The sequence below is a fragment of the Poseidonocella sp. HB161398 genome, assembly GCF_005870025.1.
GTDB lineage: Bacteria > Pseudomonadota > Alphaproteobacteria > Rhodobacterales > Rhodobacteraceae > Mangrovicoccus.
The window spans coordinates 1-18,725 of sequence record NZ_VATA01000093.1 but is presented as its reverse complement, the minus strand read 5'-3'; the positions used below and the strand labels follow the sequence as shown (position 1 = coordinate 18,725).

At 66.0% G+C, this 18,725-nt stretch carries 27 protein-coding genes and 2 tRNA genes; 16 read left to right on the top strand and 13 right to left on the bottom strand.

Translation table 11 applies throughout. The annotated features are described in order from the left end of the window. The coding region (locus FGX59_RS38320) for a hypothetical protein (RefSeq protein ID WP_206078504.1) at positions 1-217 on the bottom strand (217 nt) is incomplete at its 3' end. A gap of 35 nt (positions 218-252) precedes the next feature. Here FGX59_RS38320 and FGX59_RS33315 point away from each other — a divergent pair. The 9 genes from FGX59_RS33315 (at position 253) to FGX59_RS33280 (ending at position 4,719) form a co-directional block, all read left to right on the top strand. Next, positions 253-612 (top strand): hypothetical protein, encoded by a 360-nt coding sequence (locus FGX59_RS33315; RefSeq protein ID WP_138472558.1) that lies wholly within the window; start codon positions 253-255, stop codon positions 610-612. Between the two features lie 398 nt (positions 613-1,010). Continuing rightward, a complete protein-coding gene (locus FGX59_RS39880; RefSeq protein ID WP_138472556.1) occupies positions 1,011-1,349 on the top strand; it encodes a helix-turn-helix transcriptional regulator in 339 nt (112 codons plus the stop codon). Between the two features lie 189 nt (positions 1,350-1,538). Next, on the top strand, positions 1,539-1,904 hold the full coding sequence (locus FGX59_RS33305; RefSeq protein ID WP_138472554.1) for a hypothetical protein: 366 nt from the start codon (positions 1,539-1,541) through the stop codon (positions 1,902-1,904). 181 nt (positions 1,905-2,085) lie between these two features. Beyond that, positions 2,086-2,700, top strand: a complete 615-nt coding sequence (locus FGX59_RS33300; protein WP_138472552.1) for a hypothetical protein — start codon at positions 2,086-2,088, stop codon at positions 2,698-2,700. Between the two features lie 26 nt (positions 2,701-2,726). Then, on the top strand, positions 2,727-2,924 hold the full coding sequence (locus FGX59_RS33295; protein ID WP_138472550.1) for a hypothetical protein: 198 nt from the start codon (positions 2,727-2,729) through the stop codon (positions 2,922-2,924). After that, on the top strand, positions 2,924-3,310 hold the full coding sequence (locus tag FGX59_RS33290) for a helix-turn-helix domain-containing protein (protein WP_138472549.1): 387 nt from the start codon (positions 2,924-2,926) through the stop codon (positions 3,308-3,310). Before FGX59_RS33295 ends, FGX59_RS33290 begins: the two co-directional genes overlap by 1 nt. Continuing rightward, on the top strand, positions 3,307-3,453 hold the full coding sequence (locus FGX59_RS37890) for a hypothetical protein (protein WP_171060954.1): 147 nt from the start codon (positions 3,307-3,309) through the stop codon (positions 3,451-3,453). The genes FGX59_RS33290 and FGX59_RS37890 overlap by 4 nt, the downstream gene beginning before the upstream one ends. Continuing rightward, positions 3,450-3,671 (top strand): AlpA family transcriptional regulator, encoded by a 222-nt coding sequence (locus FGX59_RS33285; RefSeq protein WP_138472547.1) that lies wholly within the window; start codon positions 3,450-3,452, stop codon positions 3,669-3,671. Before FGX59_RS37890 ends, FGX59_RS33285 begins: the two co-directional genes overlap by 4 nt. Position 3,672: 1 nt before the next feature. Beyond that, positions 3,673-4,719: a tyrosine-type recombinase/integrase gene (locus FGX59_RS33280; protein ID WP_138472546.1), complete on the top strand. Its 1,047-nt coding sequence runs from the start codon at positions 3,673-3,675 to the stop codon at positions 4,717-4,719. Positions 4,720-4,825: 106 nt separating this feature from the next. Here the strand turns inward: FGX59_RS33280 and FGX59_RS33275 are convergent. Further along, a tRNA-Leu gene (locus FGX59_RS33275) sits at positions 4,826-4,909 on the bottom strand. A gap of 151 nt (positions 4,910-5,060) precedes the next feature. On the opposite strand from FGX59_RS33275, the gene FGX59_RS33270 reads away from it, so the two are divergent. Then, complete coding sequence (locus FGX59_RS33270; protein WP_138472562.1) at positions 5,061-5,639, top strand: YqaA family protein; 579 nt, start codon at positions 5,061-5,063, stop codon at positions 5,637-5,639. A gap of 19 nt (positions 5,640-5,658) precedes the next feature. Further along, the gene (locus FGX59_RS33265; RefSeq protein WP_138472544.1) at positions 5,659-6,141 is read left to right on the top strand and encodes a disulfide bond formation protein B; all 483 of its coding nucleotides are present in this window, start codon (positions 5,659-5,661) and stop codon (positions 6,139-6,141) included. 21 nt (positions 6,142-6,162) lie between these two features. Here FGX59_RS33265 and FGX59_RS33260 read toward each other — a convergent pair whose 3' ends face one another. Together FGX59_RS33260 and FGX59_RS33255 are read right to left on the bottom strand one after the other, a co-directional pair. After that, a complete protein-coding gene (locus FGX59_RS33260) occupies positions 6,163-6,597 on the bottom strand; it encodes a CBS domain-containing protein (RefSeq protein ID WP_138472541.1) in 435 nt (144 codons plus the stop codon). Between the two features lie 207 nt (positions 6,598-6,804). Further along, positions 6,805-7,416 (bottom strand): lytic transglycosylase domain-containing protein, encoded by a 612-nt coding sequence (locus FGX59_RS33255; RefSeq protein WP_138472539.1) that lies wholly within the window; start codon positions 7,414-7,416, stop codon positions 6,805-6,807. 184 nt (positions 7,417-7,600) lie between these two features. On the opposite strand from FGX59_RS33255, the gene ssb reads away from it, so the two are divergent. Beyond that, positions 7,601-8,170: a single-stranded DNA-binding protein gene (ssb, locus tag FGX59_RS33250; protein WP_138472537.1), complete on the top strand. Its 570-nt coding sequence runs from the start codon at positions 7,601-7,603 to the stop codon at positions 8,168-8,170. 76 nt (positions 8,171-8,246) lie between these two features. On the opposite strand, the gene FGX59_RS33245 is transcribed toward ssb, so the two are convergent. The 8 genes from FGX59_RS33245 to FGX59_RS33210 form a co-directional block, all read right to left on the bottom strand. Then, on the bottom strand, positions 8,247-9,041 hold the full coding sequence (locus FGX59_RS33245; protein WP_138472535.1) for a creatininase family protein: 795 nt from the start codon (positions 9,039-9,041) through the stop codon (positions 8,247-8,249). Between the two features lie 79 nt (positions 9,042-9,120). Beyond that, entirely contained in the window at positions 9,121-9,756 is a 636-nt protein-coding gene (locus FGX59_RS33240) for an NAD(P)H-dependent oxidoreductase (protein ID WP_138472533.1), read from the bottom strand. Then, the gene (locus FGX59_RS33235) at positions 9,757-10,338 is read right to left on the bottom strand and encodes an NAD(P)H-dependent oxidoreductase (protein WP_138472531.1); all 582 of its coding nucleotides are present in this window, start codon (positions 10,336-10,338) and stop codon (positions 9,757-9,759) included. A gap of 44 nt (positions 10,339-10,382) precedes the next feature. Next, positions 10,383-11,708, bottom strand: a complete 1,326-nt coding sequence (locus FGX59_RS33230; RefSeq protein WP_240722833.1) for an FAD-binding oxidoreductase — start codon at positions 11,706-11,708, stop codon at positions 10,383-10,385. Between the two features lie 74 nt (positions 11,709-11,782). Continuing rightward, a complete protein-coding gene (locus FGX59_RS33225; RefSeq protein ID WP_138472527.1) occupies positions 11,783-13,048 on the bottom strand; it encodes a cytosine deaminase in 1,266 nt (421 codons plus the stop codon). Then, positions 13,045-13,923, bottom strand: coding sequence for an ABC transporter permease (locus FGX59_RS33220; protein ID WP_138472525.1), 879 nt, complete (start codon positions 13,921-13,923; stop codon positions 13,045-13,047). Before FGX59_RS33220 ends, FGX59_RS33225 begins: the two co-directional genes overlap by 4 nt. Then, a complete protein-coding gene (locus FGX59_RS33215) occupies positions 13,910-14,716 on the bottom strand; it encodes an ABC transporter ATP-binding protein (protein ID WP_240722832.1) in 807 nt (268 codons plus the stop codon). The genes FGX59_RS33220 and FGX59_RS33215 overlap by 14 nt, the downstream gene beginning before the upstream one ends. Further along, positions 14,713-15,726, bottom strand: a complete 1,014-nt coding sequence (locus FGX59_RS33210; protein ID WP_138472524.1) for an ABC transporter substrate-binding protein — start codon at positions 15,724-15,726, stop codon at positions 14,713-14,715. The genes FGX59_RS33215 and FGX59_RS33210 overlap by 4 nt, the downstream gene beginning before the upstream one ends. A 210-nt stretch (positions 15,727-15,936) precedes the next feature. Between FGX59_RS33210 and FGX59_RS33205 the strand changes: the two genes are divergently transcribed. The 4 genes from FGX59_RS33205 (at position 15,937) to FGX59_RS33190 (ending at position 18,087) form a co-directional block, all read left to right on the top strand. Next, entirely contained in the window at positions 15,937-16,335 is a 399-nt protein-coding gene (locus FGX59_RS33205; RefSeq protein ID WP_138472522.1) for a RidA family protein, read from the top strand. 96 nt (positions 16,336-16,431) lie between these two features. Next, positions 16,432-16,875 (top strand): type II 3-dehydroquinate dehydratase, encoded by a 444-nt coding sequence (gene aroQ, locus FGX59_RS33200; protein WP_138472519.1) that lies wholly within the window; start codon positions 16,432-16,434, stop codon positions 16,873-16,875. Position 16,876: 1 nt separating this feature from the next. Next, complete coding sequence (locus FGX59_RS33195; RefSeq protein WP_138472517.1) at positions 16,877-17,626, top strand: LuxR family transcriptional regulator; 750 nt, start codon at positions 16,877-16,879, stop codon at positions 17,624-17,626. A 371-nt stretch (positions 17,627-17,997) separates the two neighbouring features. Continuing rightward, positions 17,998-18,087: transfer RNA gene (locus FGX59_RS33190), tRNA-Ser, on the top strand. 169 nt (positions 18,088-18,256) lie between these two features. On the opposite strand, the gene FGX59_RS33185 is transcribed toward FGX59_RS33190, so the two are convergent. Continuing rightward, positions 18,257-18,571: a hypothetical protein gene (locus FGX59_RS33185; protein WP_138472515.1), complete on the bottom strand. Its 315-nt coding sequence runs from the start codon at positions 18,569-18,571 to the stop codon at positions 18,257-18,259. Between the last annotated feature and the right edge of the window lie 154 nt (positions 18,572-18,725).

Here is an 18,725-nt window from a genome sequence, read left to right as displayed (position 1 = left end):
AGGCATTGGTCGCCATCGGTTCGAGACCGATGCCGAACGCAGCGCTGCCAGGTCGTGGACAGGACCCGGGCGGTGGCGGCCTTGATGCCCTCAGCCGCGCCAACTTCGCCCGCGCCAGCCGCAGTTCGTGCAGGCAGCCAGAGAGGCGGCGCAGGACGAAGAGATTGCCGCAGGCGCCGAAACAGGCGGCGATCAACGGCGCGTGATCCCAGCTCACGGGTCACCTCGCGTCAGCGTCGACTCTACCTCAAGATGTATGCGCATATCGCCATGCAAGATTCGAATGGGCGAGACGAACCGGCGATGGACTACCTTGTTTTCTTGACTGCAATGGTTCTGATCCTCTGCTCGGCAGGCATGCTGTCGGTCGCGATCGGCGCCCGGGCATGGCTCCTCGGCGCCATTGGCGCCCTGTGCTTCGCAGCCTGGTTCTCGAAGGTCGCCGGCATCGCGCCGCTGGTCGTCGGCCTCGGCCTTTTCTTCCTCGCGCCAGCCGGGTTCACCGCGGCGGTCGCCATCTCGCTGACCATCGGCAACCGGAAGCTCCCGCCCGACCAGCGCAGGACCTTCGGACCGGCGATGAAGGCCGCACTGAAAGCGGTCCTGCGGTAGCCGCGACACGATCGAAACCGCTAGCTGTCGTACGGAGCACAATGGCGGGATGATCCCCTCATCGCCCCGGTTCGAAGCAGTCGCAAACATCCTTCCAAGAACGAAAGCAGAAAGGACTTCATGCAAGCGCTCGTTGCCAATCCTAACCGCCTTCACTCTTCTGCCTCCCGGCCTGACGGAAGCTGCCAATTGAAGGCCTCGATAGGGCATTCGAGTCCTGCCTCCGCGCACATCTCTGAAACTACGACCCACCAACGAGCGGGAAAGACTCTGTTCTCCCGGGCCATGCGGATTGATCTCGGTTTCACGCCAAGCTGCAGGCACAGATCCTGTTGGCACAACTTATCCGTGATCTCGTGAGCTGAGCTCTTCGACATTTTTCGGATTTACCATGTAGTATGGCATTTGTCAAGCCAACCGATACAAGCTTACGCCATATGATATGTCATTATAGTCTGCCCAATATGGCAGAGACAGCACCTTATCCAGACGTAGCACAACGCGTGCGCTGGCATCGCACACTTACTGGCCTCAACCAGGACGCCTACGCAAAGAGCATAGGAGCAAAACGTAGTCAGATCTCGAATTGGGAGCTCGGACTTCAGAGGCCGTCTGTTGACTTTGCACTCGCGCTCTCGGATCGATATGGACTTACCCTCGACTTTATTTATCGCGGGAGGGATGAAGCCCTTCCACTAGCGCTACTTGAAGCCTGGCGTTCCCGCCTGAGCTCCTGAACGACCTCACCGACTGACTTACCGCTCCGCTCGGCCATCTCTAGCAGGTGGTCGATTTCGCGTTCTTCAGCTTCCCGCTTGCCGCCCATACCCCCCCCCTCGAGAAACGTAATGCCATATTTCATGGCATTTAATGGCCGAATGGCCATCTTACATGGCAATATGGTGTCCGCATCAAAGGAGGTCACCATGCCATCAATTGATCAGTGTTCACAATGTGTTCTATCGGAAAATAATACCGTAGGGAAAGCCATCCCTCCCTCTTTCAAGGACATTCCCCGCCCCCTTCACCACGCCCGCGGGGCCCTGCGAGCAGACACGCCGCAGCTGGTCCGCGACGCCGCAATCGAGCTGATCCGGGGACACGATCCCGCGAAGGCCCGGAGCAGTTACCGCTTCCATCTCGCCATCGCCTGCGATGCCCACCGGGACGCGCGCACCCGCGCCGCCTCGCTCGACTGGCTCGTCGTCAACACCGCCAGCACCGACCAGCTCGGACAGGCCCGGCTCGACCGGCTGCGCTCCGGCGTCATGACCACCGGCGAGCCCGGCTGACCCCCTTCCGCTGCGGCCAGCATCGCGGCGGAGCGCGCGCGCCCCGGGCCCTCCTCCTCCCTGCCCGGGGCGCGACAGCCCCACCCTCGGAGAAAATCATGCCCCTCGCTTCCCTCGCCTTCCGCGGGCCGATCCTGCTTGTCCTGATCCTGTGGCTGGCCGCCGTCTTGAGGGCGGCCTGATGCGCGTGCTGATCGCCTGCGAGACCTCGGGCGTCGTCCGCCGCGCCTTCGCCCGGCACGGGCATGACGCCTGGTCCTGCGACCTGCTCCCGGCCGAGAACGGCGCCAACACCCATTTCCGCTGCGACGCGCGCGAGGTGCTGCATCTGGGCTGGGACCTGCTGATGGTCGCGCATCCGCCCTGCGCAAGGCTCTGCAATTCCGGCGTCCGCTGGCTGCACCGCCCGCCGCGCGGCCGCAGCCTGGCCGAGATGTGGGCCGCGCTCGAGGACGGCGTGCAGCTCTTCGCCGATCTCTGGAACGCGCCGGTGCCGCGCGCCTGCCTCGAGAACCCGGTGATGCACCGCTATGCCCGCGAGCGCCTGCCAGCCGGCGTGCCGAAGCCGCAGATCGTCCAGCCCTGGTGGTTCGGCGAGGAGGCCTTCAAGGCGACCGGCCTCTATCTCCGCGGCCTGCCGCCGCTCGCCGCGTCGAACCGGCTGGCGCCGCCGAAGCCCGGCACCGCCGAGCACAAGCGCTGGTCCGCCATCCACCGCGCCCCGCCGGGGCCCGACCGCTGGAAATTCCGCAGCCGCACCTTCGAGGGCGTCGCCGAGGCGATGGCCGCGCAATGAGGCACTGAGAGAGAAAGGAGCGCCGCATGACGGCCGACACGATCGAAATCGACATCCAGATCCACAAGAGCACCGCCACGCATATCTGGGTCAGCACCAGCGGCGACCGGCGCGATGCCGTCCAGCTGCGCCGCAGCTCGGTGCGGATCGAGAGCCGCAGCCAGGGCGGCCTCGCCGTCATGGCGATCGGCGAGCGGCTGGCGATCGAGAAGGGCCTGGCGTGATGGCCGGAGCGACACCGATCCGCGCGTTCCTGGCCGAGCTCGAGCGCGCCACGATCTGGCACCGCCCGGCCCTCCCCGCGGACCCGCTGGCCAGCGAGACGCCCCAGGACCTGCAGCGCCGCACGATCGCCGAGCATGACCGCCGCTGCGGCCGGATCCCGCGCCAGAGCCCGACCCCGGACGCGCTGCGCCGCGCGACCGGCGGCGGCGACCTCGAGCGCACGGCCCGCCGCAAGGCCGTCCTCGAGGCGCTCCGCGCCGCCCCCGCCACCACGCCGACCGAGCTGCGCGACCAGCTCGGCACCCCGCTGACCACGATCCTGCGCGACATCGAGGCCCTGAGCCGCGCCGGGCTCGTCCCCGCCAGAAAGGCCCGCAGCCAATGATCCGCCACACCGAGACCGCCCACCTCGCCCGCCTCCGGCCGGCGAAACAGCCGGTCGAACCTGCGAAGGCCGCCGAAGACCTGCCGCGCATATGCACGAGCGACGGCTATCCGTTCGAGCTGCTCTGGAGGGACTCGGAATGACCGCCCGAACCCAACCGCTTGCCGTCCGAGAGAAGGCCGCGGCCGAGCTGCTGGATATGCCGCGCGCGGAATTTCGTCGGCTGGTCAATTGCGGGGCACTGCCCAGACCGGTGATGCCTCGAATCGGGGGCGCGGATCGCTGGAGTGTCTCGCAGCTAGAAGCTGTCATATCGGGCTCTGCCGCGCTGCCGGAGCTGTCGCAGGATATCGAGTTCTGACATGCGCCGGGACAGGATGCCACGGAAGCGCCACCTCACATGGATCAAGAACCGCCGCGGCGGGCTTGATCCGTATCACCGGGTCACTTGGACTGAAAACGGAAAGCAGAAATCCAGGTCCATCCGGCTCGACTGGCAGGAAGATCTACAGCGCCTTGATGCCGAATATTGGCGTGTCGAATCCGGCCAGCACGAGCGACAGCAGCCGCAGGCGAAGCGCACCTGGCGGGAACTGATCATCGCGTGGCGGAAAGACCCGAAGCCCGGAAAGAAGCGGCTCAGCGACGCCACGCGACGGAGCTACCGCGTCGAGATGGATCTGCTCATGGAGAAAAACGGCGACAAGGCGGTGAGCGCCATGACCCGGCGCGGCCTGCAGCGCGCCCATGCCTCCATGGCGGCTACCCCTCGCAAGGCCGACAAGCTGGTTCAGGTGGTGTCGCTTCTGTGGAACTACGCTCTGCGGAAGCTGTGCTGGCCGCTCGGGCCCAACCCGGCCAGCGGCTGGGACTTCTACGGCGTGCAGCGGCCCTTCGAGCCATGGCCCGCTTGGATGGTCGACAAACTGGACACCGCCCCCCAGGCCGTTCGCACCGCGGCCAGGCTGATCCTTGGCAAGGGCGAGCGGCCAAGCGCGGCCATCGCGACCCGCTGGGATGATTTCTCCGGCGAGTGGATGGTCGTCCGAGACGAAAAGACCGACACCGAGATCGAGGTCTTCTGCCCGCCGAGCCTCGCCGACTACCTTGCGGCCGCGCCGCGCAGCGGCATCTTCGTGCTGGCCAAGAACCTGACCGAGCCGCTGGGCTACGACGCCGTCGAGAAGCAGTTCAGGACGTGGCGGAAGTCGCTCGGCGAGCGCGCCGCGCCGTTCAGCCTCCACGGACTCCGCAAGCTGGCAATCGTGCAGCTCGCCGAGGCCGGGTGCAGCGATGCCGAGATCCAGGCCATCACGAACCAGAGCGCCGAGATTGTCGCATACTACCGCTCCCGCGCGAGCCGGAAGATCATGAGCCGGAACGCCCAGCTCCGGAGGGAACAGCCGTGAGGAACGGAACAAAAACAAAACGGGACCCTGTGAGTCACGTCTGCGAGTCACACTTTGAAACGAAAACGGGCCAGCAGAGAAATCTGCCAACCCGTTGTTTTCACATTGGTACCCGAGGTCGGACTCGAACCGACATTCCTTTCGGAGGGGGATTTTGAATCCCCTGCGTCTACCATTCCGCCACTCGGGCCCAGAGATCCGGAATTACGACGGCGCAAGAGGCAGGTCAACCGGCTTGCGCAGCCCCGCGCGCCCGCTCTGCGACAGCGGCGCGCAACCCCGGCGATTGACCCCGGGGCCGCAGCCGGGCATGACGGAGATCATCGCGTATGGTGCCGAGTATGATCCGCAAGCTCTATGACTGGACCCTGGGACTGGCTGAAACCCGCTACGCGCTCTGGGCGCTGGCCGCAGTCTCCTTCGCCGAAAGCTCGGTCTTCCCGATCCCGCCCGACATCCTCATGATCCCGATGATCATCGCCGCGCCGCAGCGCGCCTGGCGGATCGCGGGCGTCTGCACCCTCGCCTCGGTTCTGGGCGGGCTCTTCGGCTACTATATCGGCTTCGGGCTCTTCGAGACGGTCGGCCGCCCGGTGCTCGAATTCTACGGCAAGCTCGAGTATTTCGACGCCTTCAAGGCGCGCTACAACGACTGGGGTGCCTGGGCGGTGCTGATCGCCGGGGTCACGCCCTTCCCGTTCAAGGTCATCACCATCACCTCGGGCGCAACCGGCCTGTCGCTGCCAGTCTTCTTCGCCTCGGCGGTGATCGCGCGCGGCCTGCGCTTCTTCCTGGTGGCCGCGCTCCTTTGGAAATTCGGCCCGCCGATCCGCGATTTCATCGAAAAGCGGCTGGGGCTGATGTTCACCATCTTTTGCGTTCTCCTCCTGGGCGGTTTCGCCCTAGTGAAGTACCTGTGAAGACCAGCTGGACGACCTGATGACGCATTCCCTTCCCCGCCTCGCCGCCCTGGCTGCCGGTGCCGGATCCCTCGCGCTGCTGCTCGGCGCCTTCGCCTTCCAGCATATCGGCGGGATCAGCCCCTGCCCGATGTGCCTCTGGCAGCGCTGGCCGCATGCCATTGCCGCGCTGCTGGCGCTGGCCGCGCTGATCCTCGGTCGGCTGCGCCCGGCCGCCCTGCTCGGTGCCGCCGCCATGGCGGTCAGCACCGGGCTTGGCCTCTTCCATTCCGGGGTGGAGCGCGGCTGGTGGCAGGGGCCCGATACCTGCACCTCCGGGCCGATCGGCAATCTCAGCCCGGACCAGCTGATGGAGCAGATCATGGCCGCGCCGCTGGTGCGCTGCGACGAGATCGCCTGGGAGCTCTTCGGCCTGACCATGGCGAATTACAACGCCATCATCTCGGCCGGTCTCTTCGCGCTCTGGGTCTTCGTCCTCGTCAAGGCGCCGGGCCGGGGCTGAGCCGCGCCCGGGCGTCCCGGATCAGAAGCCCATGATCATCCCTTCAAGCGCGGTCTTCTCCATCGCAAGCTCGGAGAGCCGCGCCTTGACCACGTCGCCGATCGAGATCAGCCCGACCATCTCGTCGCCATCCACGACCGGCATGTGACGGAAGCGGCCCTCGGTCATCTTGCCGAAGATCTCGTCGCTGTTCTCGCCGATGCCGCAGCTGACCGGGTTCGGCGTCATGATCTGCTGCGCCCGGTCCTCCAGGCAGACGGCGCCGCGGCGGCCGAGCTCGCGCACGATGTCGCGCTCTGACAGGATGCCGTCGACGCTGCGCCCGTCGGCCGAGACGATCACCGCCCCGATCTTCTTCGCCGAAAGCAGCTCTGCCACCGAACCGACGGTCTGGTCCGGCGTCACGGTGATGATGCCCTCCAGGGCCTTGGACTTGAGAATCTGTCCGACTTGCATTCGGTCCTCCCTGACTGCTGCGCATGAGGCGCTGGCGATGCTCCTTCTCCTAGCGTCGCCGCGGCTCTGCACCCTGTCAAGCCGACTGAAGTCCAAGACAGTATTTTCGCGGAAGGCTGCAGGCTCTGCCCTGCGCAGGACCCGAAGGCGCGCCGGCGCTGCAATCCGCGGCAGGACCGGCGCCGCGCCGGTCCGCCGGAGGGCGCCCTAGCCGAGCCCGGCCAGGATCGCCTTCACGTATTTCTGGGTCTCGCTATAGGGCGGAACGCCGTTATGGCGACTCACGGCTTCGGGACCCGCATTGTAGGCCGCCAGCGCCAGGCGCCAGGAGCCGAAGCGGTTGTACTGCTGGCGCAGGTAGCGCGCCCCGCCCTCCAGGTTCTGCTGCGGATCGGTCGGATCGACCCCCATCAGCCGCGCCGTGCCGGGCATCAGCTGCGCCAGGCCGATCGCGCCCTTGTGCGACACGACATTGGGATTCCAGCCGCTCTCCTGCTGCACCAGCCGGGTGAAGAGGCTTTCGGGGATCCCGTGCCGCCGCGCCGCATCGGAGGCCAAGGGCATGTAGATCTTGCGGTATTTCGCGTTCCCGCCGCGCGCAGGCGGCAGCGAGAGCGTGCCGTCCCAGGTCGAAGGCGGCATCAGCCGCTCGGAATAGGCGTATTGGGTCGCCCCGCGCTTGTCGAGGAAACTGGTCTGCTGCCGGAACAGTTGCGTCCGGTCCGAAGAGACGGACTGCGCCTGGACGCTGCCGCCGAAGACAATGACAATACCTGCCACGAGCGCTGCAGCCGCGCTCGCCCGCAATCCTGCCTGCATACACAACACCCCTGCCGTTTTTCTTGGCCGCACTATAAGGTCACTTTTGCTCAAAAGCCAGAAAATTGGGGGAACCTGCGCGGCGGGGCGCCGGAACTTCGCGCAAGTTTCCGCTCGCGGCTTGTGGCGCTGCGCAGGCTCTTGTAACAAGATCGCCGCAGCCAAGACGAGGAAGGGAGAACCCATGGCGGGGTCTGTGAACAAGGTCATTCTGGTCGGCAATCTGGGTCGCGACCCGGAGGTGCGGACCTTCCAGAATGGCGGCAAGGTCTGCAACCTGCGGATTGCGACTTCCGAGCGCTGGCGCGACCGCAATACCGGCGAGAACCGCGAGCGCACGGAATGGCATTCGGTGGCCATTTTCTCCGAGCCGCTCGCCAAGATCGCCGAGCAGTATCTGCGCAAAGGGTCGAAGGTCTATCTCGAAGGCCAGCTCGAGACCCGCAAATGGCAGGACCAGTCCGGCCAGGACCGCTATTCGACCGAGGTCGTGCTGCGCCCGTTCCGCGGCGAGCTGACCCTGCTTGACGGCCGCGGCGAAGGCGGCTCGGGCGGTGGCGGCGGCGGCTATGGCGGCGGCTACGACGAGGGCGGCTATGGCGGCGGCTCGGGCGGTGGCGGCAGCTTCGGCGGCGGCGGGTCCTCCTCCGGCGGCGGCGGTTATGGCGGCGGCTCGGGCGGGTCCTCCTCGGGCGGCGGCTTCGGCGGCGGTGGCGGCGGCGGGCGCGATCTCGACGACGAGATCCCGTTCTGAACGCAGCGCCATCGCGCTGGATCGGACAGGGCCGCCCATGGCGGCCCTTTTCCGTTTCCGGTCAGGGCCTTCGGGCCTAGATGCCCGGCCCCGCGACCTGCACTTGCGGCGGCAGCGGCGTGTCGCGCACATGGCGCAGGAGCTCGATGAAGCCCGCCACCGCGTGGTCGGCCATCGCCGCGCCCTTCTCCGCCGTCGCAAGGCTGGCATCGCCGACCGTGCCCTCGGGGTTCAGATCGGTCGCCACCCAGCCATAGGAGGTCGGCCCGATCGGCGGGATCGCCGTTCCTTCCGCACTCGAGCGGAAATTGCGCGCCGCGCCCATATCGACAGTCTGCGGCCGGAACGCCAGCATCAGCGAGGTCTCGACATCGCCGCCATGGATGCCGAAGCGCCGCTCGGTTTCGGTGAACATCCCCTCGGGATGGCCGAAGCTCATCCATTGCGTCTTCACCGCCAGCATCGCCGCCCGCACGCGCAGCTCGCGCGACAGGATCGAGACCAGGTCGAGATTGCCGCCATGGGAATTGGCGATGACGATCTTGCGGATCCCCGCCCGCGCCACGGACAGCCCGATCTCCGTCCAGGCCCGCAGCGCGGTCTCGGCGCTCAGCGTCAGCGTGCCGGTCGCGTGCAGATGCTCGTTCGACTTGCCCACCGCCTGCACCGGCAGGATGCGGATATCCAGATCCGCGGGACAGGCGGCGCGCAGCCGCGCCAGCATGCCCTCCGCGATCATCATGTCAGTGCCCACCGGCAGATGCGGCCCGTGCTGCTCGATCGCCGCCGTGGGCAGGATCGCGATCGCGGTCTCGGGATCGGCCTCGCGGAATTCCGCAAAGCGGTACTCCGCCCAGTCCAGCCGTCTCATGTCTGTCTCCTTTCGGGATTGCCCCGGTGCTTTGCAGAACGGAGGTTGCAGGTTGCAACCTGCCTCTCGCAGGGCGGTTTCAAACAGAAACCGCCGAGCTTTGCGCGCGCTCGCCCTTAATCCCCAGCAGCTTGTCCAGCTTGCCGGCCACCCGGGCCAGATGCGCCTCCCGGCTGGTCCCGGTGGAGCTGTCCATCAGGTAATGCGCGGCGAAGGCCGTCTTGCAGCGCCTGGCGCAGAGGATCCGCACCCCCCGCAGCAATGTCCGCCGCCCCGGCGCGCCGACGAAGCGCGTCAGCCGCCAGCTCGCCCCGCAGGTGGTGAAGACGCCGAGCCGCGTGATATGGGTCAGCCCGGGCCGGATCGTCGAATTCTGCCGGTCGGGCATCAGGAAGGCGACATCGGGCAGCAGCACCCGGTCGAGCCAGCCCTTCAGCATGGCCGGCAGCCCGTACCACCAGGTCGGATAGACGAAGATCAGCGTGTCGCACCAGCGCACCTTCTCCACCTCCTCCGCCACCGGACCGACATTGCCGGGACAGTCCAGATAGGCGTCGAGTTCGCCCGCCGAGAGCACCGGATGGAACGCCTCGGCATAGAGATCGCTCATCCGCACCTCCGCCCCGGCCGCCGCGAGCTTTTCCAGCACGAGCTCCAGGATCCCGGCGGTGAAACTGTCCGGTTTCGGGTGGCAATAGACGACCAGGGCACGCATTCAGAGGGTCTCCATTTCCCGGCCCACCCTCTGGAGGAACTGACCGCGTTTCGCGTCATCGGCGCGATTCATGTCGTAAAGCGCCAGGTAGCGCATCTTCTCGGGGCGCGTCACATGCCAGACGGCGCGCGTCACGCATTTGCGCGGCGGGTCGCCCGCGCCGATCGCCCGCCAGCGCGTGCCGCCATAGGTGGTCACGGCGGCAAGGCGGCGGATATGGGTGAGGTTCGGCTTCACCTTGCCGTTCTCCAGCCGGAAGGACACGCCCGGCAGGAACACCCGGTCGAGGAAACCCTTCAGGATCGCCGGATAGCCGAAATTCCAGACCGGGAAGACCAGGACCAGCGCCTCGGCCGCCATCAGGCGATCGATATAGGGCTGAACGGCGCTGCGGTCGCTCTCCGTCTCGTGATAGGTCCGGCGTTCCGCCTCGGTCAGGACCGGGCTGAACCCCTCGGCGTTCAGGTCGCAGTCGTCGACCTCCCAGCCGCCCTTGCCGAGACTCTCCAGCACCTGCCCATGCAGCGAGGCGGAAAAGCTCTCGGGACAGGGATGGGCGAACAGCACCAGTGCCCGGCTCATGTCAGGTTCTCCGTCATGGTCTTACTTTAAAAACGCTCTACAAGTTACTCTACAGGTTGGATATTCTTGTACGAATATATGCGCTCGTAGCCCCAGTCCGGCACGTCCCAGGAAATCATCTTGCCCGGGTTGAGCAGCCCTTTCGGATCCGCTTCGCGCTTGAAAGCCAGCTGGCGGTCATCCACGGTCTGCCGACCGCCTTCTTCCAGCGTGTAGCGATGCGGATTGAAGATAAGGCAGCCCGCCTCTTCATGGATGCGGATGATTTCGTCCAGCCGCTCCTCTGACGCGAATTTTACCATGGAAAGTCCTGCAAAGATTGACTTTCCGTTTTCGCGCATGACCTCCAGATGCTGCATCACCTCGCCTTTCGGGAAAGCGGCGCGCATGGCCTCCACCTTCTCCAGATGGTTCGGCGCGCCATAGCGGATCTGCAGATAGGTGATCGACGGATCGACCTTCAGCGCGCGCAGCGTCGTGTGGTTCCAGCCATATTCGAAGACCGGCCCCGGCGTGCGGTCCCAGTCGGAGGCGTCCGAGCGGTAGATCAGCGTCGCCCCCGGCCGGCGACCGAGGAAAGTCAGGAAGGCGTCCATCGCATGCGGCGTCACCATCAGCCCGACCAGATGCGTCTCCGGCGTCACATGAGGCTTCACCCGCTGGAAATAGTCATGCGCGATCGGCGCTTCGTAGACGCTGGCCAGCTTGATGAGGATCCCGTCCTCATTGGCCAGGTCGTTGGCGAAGGCCGCCGCTTCGGGAAAGCTGTCCGTGGCGACGAAGATGTCGACCCAGTCATAGGCCGGAGCCAGAGGCATCTCCAGCTCGGTGATGATGCCGTTCGTCCCATAGGCATGGCTGACACGGGCCAGCTCCTCGCCACGAAACTCCAGGATCCGCGGTTCCGCCTCCATGGTTGCAACTCGCAACCGGATGATATTGCCCAGATCGCGCAGCGCTCCCCAGGTGCAGGAGCCCACGCCACCGGACCCGCCGGCGATGAATCCACCAATCGTCGCGGTAGCCCAGGTCGAGGAGAACATGCGCAGCTCCTGCCCCGTGGCCGCTTTGCAGGCCGCATCGAGGTCCTTCAGCAGGCAGCCCGGCTCGGCGATCACGCGTCCCGGCAGGACCTCCTTGACGCGGTTGAGATGCTTCAGCGACATGACGCAGCCGCCGGCCAGGGGCATCGCCTGGCCGTAATTCCCGGTGCCCGCACCACGGGTCGTCACCGGACAGTCGTGCCGATAACAGGTTGAAAGGATTTCAAGGACTTCCGCCTCGGACTTCGGGTAGACTACGAAATCCGCAACGACATGGTCCAGCCGGGTTTTCAGCACCGGCGAGTACCAGAAGAAATCCCGGCTCATCGAGCGGATCGTGGCCTCGCGCGTCTCGGTCTCCAGATGCGACAGCGCGGCCTTCGCGGCTGCGATATTCGGGGTCATGCGGGCTCCATCAGGTCGTCCAGTTCGGAATAGTCAGGCAGGGTCGTGTCGATCGCGCGGCCGTTGCGCAGCACGATCCGGTCGGATTGCGGGCGGGAGAACAGCTCCGTCCAGTCGCGCCCCTTGCAGATCACCAGATCCGCCGGGGCGCCGGGCGCAAGCGAGGGTGGTTGCAACCCGCAAGCACGGGCCGGGTTGGCCAGGAAAGCATCGGTCCAGTCCGTGGCGCTATGGTCGAGATGGCCGATCCGGGTCGCCTGGCGCATCACCTCGATCATGTCGAGATCGCCATAGGCATAGAACGGATCGCGGGTGTTGTCGGAGGCGAAGCTGACATTGACGCCGCGCGCCTTCAGCTCGTGGACAAGGGTGATGCCGCGCCGCCGCGGCGTGCCGGAGCCGCGATCCTGCAGATAGAGATTGCACATCGGCAGGCTGACCACATGCAGCCCCGCCTCGGCCACCAGATCCATGATCCGGGCGGCCTTGGCCTCTTCCTGGGTCGAGAGCGAGCAGCAATGGCCGACCGTCACCTTGCCGGGGAAGCCGGTCTCGATCACCGCCTCGGCGATTGCGCGCAGCGAGTCGACCTCTGGATCCATCGTCTCGTCCACATGAAAGTCGACGTCCAGACCGTTGATTTCGGCTAGTTTCAGGAACGTGCGCAGCTGCGGTTCCAGATGCGCGCAGGGAAAGGTCACCATGCCGAGGACACCGCCCGCCGCGGCGACGAGCTCCAGCGTGCGGAGGAAACGGCCCTCCAGATCGGCGGTGTCGACAGCCACCAGGTTCGCCGCCTGCAGCTCGATCCGTCCCTTCCAGGCCTCGCGCATCTCGGCGAAGACCGGCCAGCTGATCTCGTCCTGCGGCGCGAGGCTGTCGAGATGGGTGCGGATCGCCCGCGTGCCATGGGCATAGGCGCAGCGCAGCGAGAACTCCATGCGGCGGCGGACATCTTCGGCGCTCCAGCGCGCGACGCGGTCGCGCCCGACGGTGGTCAGGGCGCCCATGAAGGTGCCGTCGGGGTTCGGGCTGCGTGGCCAGATATGGCCCTTGTCGAGATGCGTGTGCATGTCGATGAAGCAGGGGAAGACCATGGCGCCGGCCATGTCCACCACCTGTCCGGGGGTCTCGCTCAGGCGCCCATCGGCGATATGCAGGTCGGTCCGGACCAGATCCTGGGGCAGTTGCAGAATGCAACCGGGCACGGTCACGTCGCGCAGTGTCAGCGGACCGTCCGGCAATGTCTTGAAGGCGTTCATGTTTCTCTCTTGATCGCGCTCTCGTGCCATTTTCTCAGCAGCATGTGGCTGAGGAAGGAGAGCGAAGCGAAGATGACGATGCCCGTCAGGGCGATCAGCAGGAGCGCCGCGAACATCCGCGGGATGTTCAGCCGGTAGCCTGCCTCGAGGATGCGGAAGGCGAGGCCCGAGCCGATGCCCCCCGTGCCGGCGACGTATTCCGCGACGACCGCGCCGATCAGCGACAGCCCCCCGGCGATGCGCAGCCCGCCGAGGAAATAGGGCAAGGCCGAGGGCAGCTGCAGGAAGCGCAGCCGCTGCCAGCGGGTGGCGCCGTACACATTGAAGAGGTCGCGCAGGTTGTGGTCGGCCGAGCGTAGCCCCAGCGTGGTGTTCGACAGGATCGGGAAGAAGGCGACGATCCAGGCGCAGATCAGGAGCCCGGCGATCTTGCTGTCGACATAGATGAAGATCAGCGGCGCCACCGAGACGATCGGCGTCACCTGAAGGATCACCGCATAGGGGAAGAAGCTCATCTCGATCCAGCGCGACTGGGTGAAGAGCACGGCGAGCCCGACGCCCCCCAGCACCGCGATGGCCAGCGCCCCCATGGTGATCTGCAGCGTGACCAGGAGCGAGTCGAAGAGGATCGGCCAATCCTCGACCAGCGTCTTCGCCACCAGACCGGGACGCGGCAGGATGTAATGCGGGATCTCGTTGATCACCACGATCCGGTCCCAGGCGACAAGGCTGAGCAGCACGACCAGCGTCGGCAACAGCCACTGGCCGATCTTCTCGGCGCGGCGGCGGCGCATCCGCGCCAGCTCCTCGGCATCGGCCGGGAGCGCGGCAGGGGTGGTTGCATCCTGCAACCGGGTATCCTCAGTGATCGTCATGGGCCCCCATCGCCTCCTTCAGCGCCTCGGAGGCCGCACGGCACTGCGCGGCATAGTCGGGCGAGGTGCGGAACGCCTCGCTGCGCGGATAGGGCTCGGCCACGGCCAGCTCGCGGATCACCCGCCCGGGCCGCGCCGCCATGATGACGATGCGGTCCGACAGGAAGACCGACTCGAAGACCGAATGGGTGACGAAAATCACCGTGCAGCCGATCTTCTCGCGCATCGCCAGGATGTCGTTGTTGAGCTTGAAGCGGGTGATCTCGTCGAGCGCGGCGAAAGGCTCGTCCATCAGCATCAGCCGCGGCCGCGTCACCAGCGCCCGGGCGATCGAGACGCGCATCTTCATGCCCCCCGACAGCTCGCGCGGATAGGCATTCTGGAACTTCTCCAGCCCGACCAGCTTCAGCGCCTCGAGGATCTCGTCGCGCACCGCGCGGTAGCGCCGTCCCTGCAGCCGGAACGGCAGGAAGACATTCTGCGCCACGGTCGCCCAGGGCATCAGCGTCGGTTCCTGCAGCACGACCGAAAGGTCGCCGTCCTTGCGCTCCTGCGCCCAGCGGATCGTCCCGCTGCTGGGATGCGACAGCCCCGCGATCAGCCGCAGCGCCGTCGACTTGCCGCAGCCCGACGGCCCGAGCAGGGAGATGAAATCGCCCTGCCCGACCTCGAGGTTCATGTCGCTGAGCGCGACCACGTCGCGGCCGAAGACCTTGTCCACATGGGACACCGACAGGAGCGGCGGCCGCGCGCCCGCATCAGCGGAAGCGCGGCTGGCAGCCAGAGCGGTCACTTTCCCTTCAGCTCCGCCACGACCGGCAGCGCCGCGCCGGTATTGGAGAACTCGGTCGTGTAGGACGAGGCGATGTCGATCCCGTCCTCGATCACGCCCGAGGCGACCATCTTCTCGTAGAAGCCCAGATTGTGCGCGTCCGTCATCGCGCCGATCCCCAGCTCTTCGGCATCGCCGGAATCGACGATCCCGTATTCCTTCAGCTTGTCGATCGAGAAGGCGATCTGCTCGTCGGTCATGTCGGGATTGTCGGCCTTGATCGCCTCGATCGCGGCGGCATTGTCGCCGTAGAGGAAGTTCGCCCAGCCGATCGAGGACCCCTCGACGAAGCATTTCACCATCTCGGGGGATGCCTCGATGGTCGGGCGCATGGTCTCCACCGTGGTCGCGTAGGTGGTGAAGCCGTAATCGGCCAGCAGCCAGATATCGGGGACGAAGCCGCCCTCCTTCTCGACCGCATAGGGTTCGGAGGTGATGTAGCCCTGCTGCGCGGAATTCTCGTCGGCGATGAAGGGCGCGGCGTTGAAGGTGTAGGGCACGCGCTTGCCCGGGTCGAAGCCGTATTCGGTCGCCAGCATCTGGTAGTAGGACTGGAAGCCGTTGTCGCCGATGATCATCTTGTCGAGGTCCTTGATCTCCTCGAAGCTCGAGACCTTGCCCGGATGGGTCATCAGCACCTGCGGGTCCTTCTGGAAATGCGCCGCGACGACGACCAGCGGGATGCCCTCCTTCACCGCGTTGAAGGCCAGCAGCATATTGCCGCCCATGTAGAAATCGAGCTTGCCGGCCATCAGCATGGCGCGGCCATTCACCTGCGGGCCGCCCGGAACGATGGTCACGTCGATCCCGCAATCCGCATAGGTGCCGTCGGCCACGGCCTGGTAGTAGCCGCCATGTTCGGCCTGCGCGACCCAGTTGGTGCCGAAGCTCACCTTGGTCAGCTCCTGCGCCTGGGCGCCGGTGGCCAGGATCGCCAGGACGGCGCAGCCGGTCAGGAATGTCTTGCTCATGTTTCCGGATCTCCCCGTGGTCCGATAGTGCCTCTTTTCTGCCGTACCTTGCCCGAGCCCGGCCGCGGCGGAAGAGCGCCGTGCGGAAATCCGCCTCCTGGCGCTGCTCCCGTGGCGGCAGGCGGGAAAATCTGCTTAAAGTATAGTCAAATGCCAACAGACCGGTCACGCGCGCTTGCAAAGCGGCCCCCGCCGCGCCAGCAACTGCGCATGCGAGTCCTCACGCCGCCCAGCATCGCCCCGCCCTTCGCCCGCTACGCCCATGGCGTGGAGGTGCCCCCCGGCGCGCGCCTGGCCGCGACCTCGGGACAGCTCGGCCTGGCCGCCGATGGCAGCATCCCCGAGGGCGCCGAGGCGCAGGCGCGGATCTGCTTTGCCAATGTCACCGCGATCCTCGCCGAGGCCGGCATGGGCCCGGGCGACGCGATCCGCATCAACGCCTTCGTCACCGGGCGCGAGCACATGCCGGGCTACATGGCCGCCCGCGATGCCTGGCTGGCCGGAACCGGCCGCCTGCCCGCCTCGACGCTGGTCATCGTCTCGGGCTTCACCCGGCCGGAATTCGTCGTCGAGGTCGAGGTCCTTGCCGCCGCAGCCGGGCCCGGCTGACCGTCTTTCTCTGGCGTCAATCGCGGTTTCGGCGTAGTCATGCCGCGATTTGCAGCCCCGGCCACGCCGCGGGCGCCCCTACTGGAGACCATGTCCATGCTTCGCCTTCTCGTCCTCAACGGCCCGAACCTCAACCTGCTCGGCACCCGCCAGCCCGAGGTCTACGGCTCGACGACGCTCGCCGAGGTCGAGGCGATGTGCAAGGCGCTCGAGGGCGAGCTCGACGCCGAGATCACCTGCGCGCAGTCGAACCACGAGGGCGTGCTGATCGACCATATCCACGCCGCCAAGGGCACGATCGACGGGATCGTCCTGAATGCCGGCGCCTATACCCACACTTCGCTGGCGCTGATGGATGCCATCGCCTCGGTCGAGCTGCCGGTGGTCGAGCTGCATGTCTCGAACATCCATGCCCGCGAGGAATTCCGCCACAAGACCTATATCGGCCGCGTCGCGCTCGGCCAGATCTGCGGCTTCGGCCCGGCCGGCTACCCGCTGGCGCTGCGGGCCCTCGCCCAACATTTGAGGAGCAAGCAATAAGATGGACATACTCGACTACATAGAATCCGTCACCGGCGCCCAGAGCATGGAGCAGGTCTGGCAGATCCATGTGGATGCGATGGCGGAATACGGCTTCGACCGGCTGATCTACGGCTTCACCCGGTTCCGCACCGCCAATTCCTTCGGCGCGCCGGAGGATCTGCTGATCCTGACCAACCACGAGGCGGCCTATACCGACCGCTTCATCGGCGAGGGCATGTACTTCCACGCGCCGATGGTGAAATGGGCCTCGGAGAATGTCGGCGCCTGCAGCTGGGGCTGGATCGCCGAGGCGATCGACGGGATGACGCCGTCGGAGCTGAAAGTGGTCGAGTTCAACCGCTCGCAAGGCGTCACCGCGGGCTATTCGGTCAGCTTCAACAATTCCTCGCGCCGCTCCAAGGGGGCGATCGCGCTGACCGGCAAGCGCGGCACCAGCCAGGCCGAGCTCGACGCGATGTGGGCCGAGCATGGCCGCGAGATCGTGCTGATGAACAATGTCGCCCATCTCAAGATCATCGACCTGCCCTTCACCCATACCAAGCGCAGCCTGACCAAGCGCCAGCGCGAGACGCTGGAATGGGTGGGCGACGGCAAGACGACGCAGGACATCGCGACGATCATGGGGCTGACGGCCGCGACGATCGAGAAGCACCTGCGCCTGGCGCGCGAGGCGCTTGATGTCGAGACCACGGCGCAGGCGGTGCTCAAGGCCTCCTTCCAGAACCAGATCTTCGTCATCGAGGCATAACTGCCCGGTTCGTGACCGGAAAATGACCGCATGGCGCTCGGAGCCTTCCGTAGCGGTCAGGAAATCCCTACTGTCTTTTACCTTCGTAAATGGTCAAAGTTTAAAGGTTCCCGCTTGCTGGTGGCTTTTTGCCAGGGAACGCCGGGGTCGGCCGAAATTCCTGCGGCCAGGCACCGGGACAGAACGGAGCAGCCGCGAGTGGTCCCGGCATGCTCTTTCCGGAATGGGCGGGGTCATCCCCAATTTTCCCGCCTGTCGGAGGTCGCGGCCCGGGCTCAGCCTGGGCCGCTTTCTTTTTTGCGGTGAAGTTGATTTTTCTTCGTCACGGCCTCTTGCGCTCCCCTTCGCGCCCGGGCTAAGAGGCGCTCCACGGAGAGGTGGCCGAGTGGTCGAAGGCGCACGCCTGGAAAGTGTGTAGGCGGGTAACCGTCTCCAGGGTTCGAATCCCTGTCTCTCCGCCATATACCCTAAAATCAATGACTTGGAGCTTAGGGCATGCAGGTGCGGCACAGAGTGGAGCACACGCGTGAAGCTCGCTTCATACCTGTCGCAGTCCAGCCATGGGATTTTCCGCTTCCGCTGGCCCTGCCGCGCATCGACGGCCGGCAGCGCGGCACCGTTCGGATATCTTTAGGCACTCGCTGTCCTCATGCTGCTGGCGACCTCGCCCGGTATCTTGCGAGCCACGGGCGGCTGATCCGGGGCGACGAACGGTTGGCGAAGCTGAGGCATGACGAAATGCGCCGCATGGTGCGAGACTAGTTCAGGTCCGTTCAGGCCCAGTTCGAGGAACGGCTGAACAATAAGGGTCTGCACCTGCGCATGATCCCCGCCCTGACGGAAGACCTTGAGTTCATCGAAGACGCCATTGCCCAATAGGGCGACGAAAGCATGGGCGCGAACGTCAACTTCGACGCTTGGATCACGGACGGCTTCCGCAAGCATGCCGGTCTGGACGAGGCGCAGTGGCAGGACAACCGAGAGTTCCTGTCCCGGGACTGACCTGAGCCCCGACAATCCTCCGAATTAGCGGAGAGTCCGCAAGTTGGATCTTGGGCCTACGCGGCGCGCATTGCCAGCCCCTTCTTTGCCGCGAACT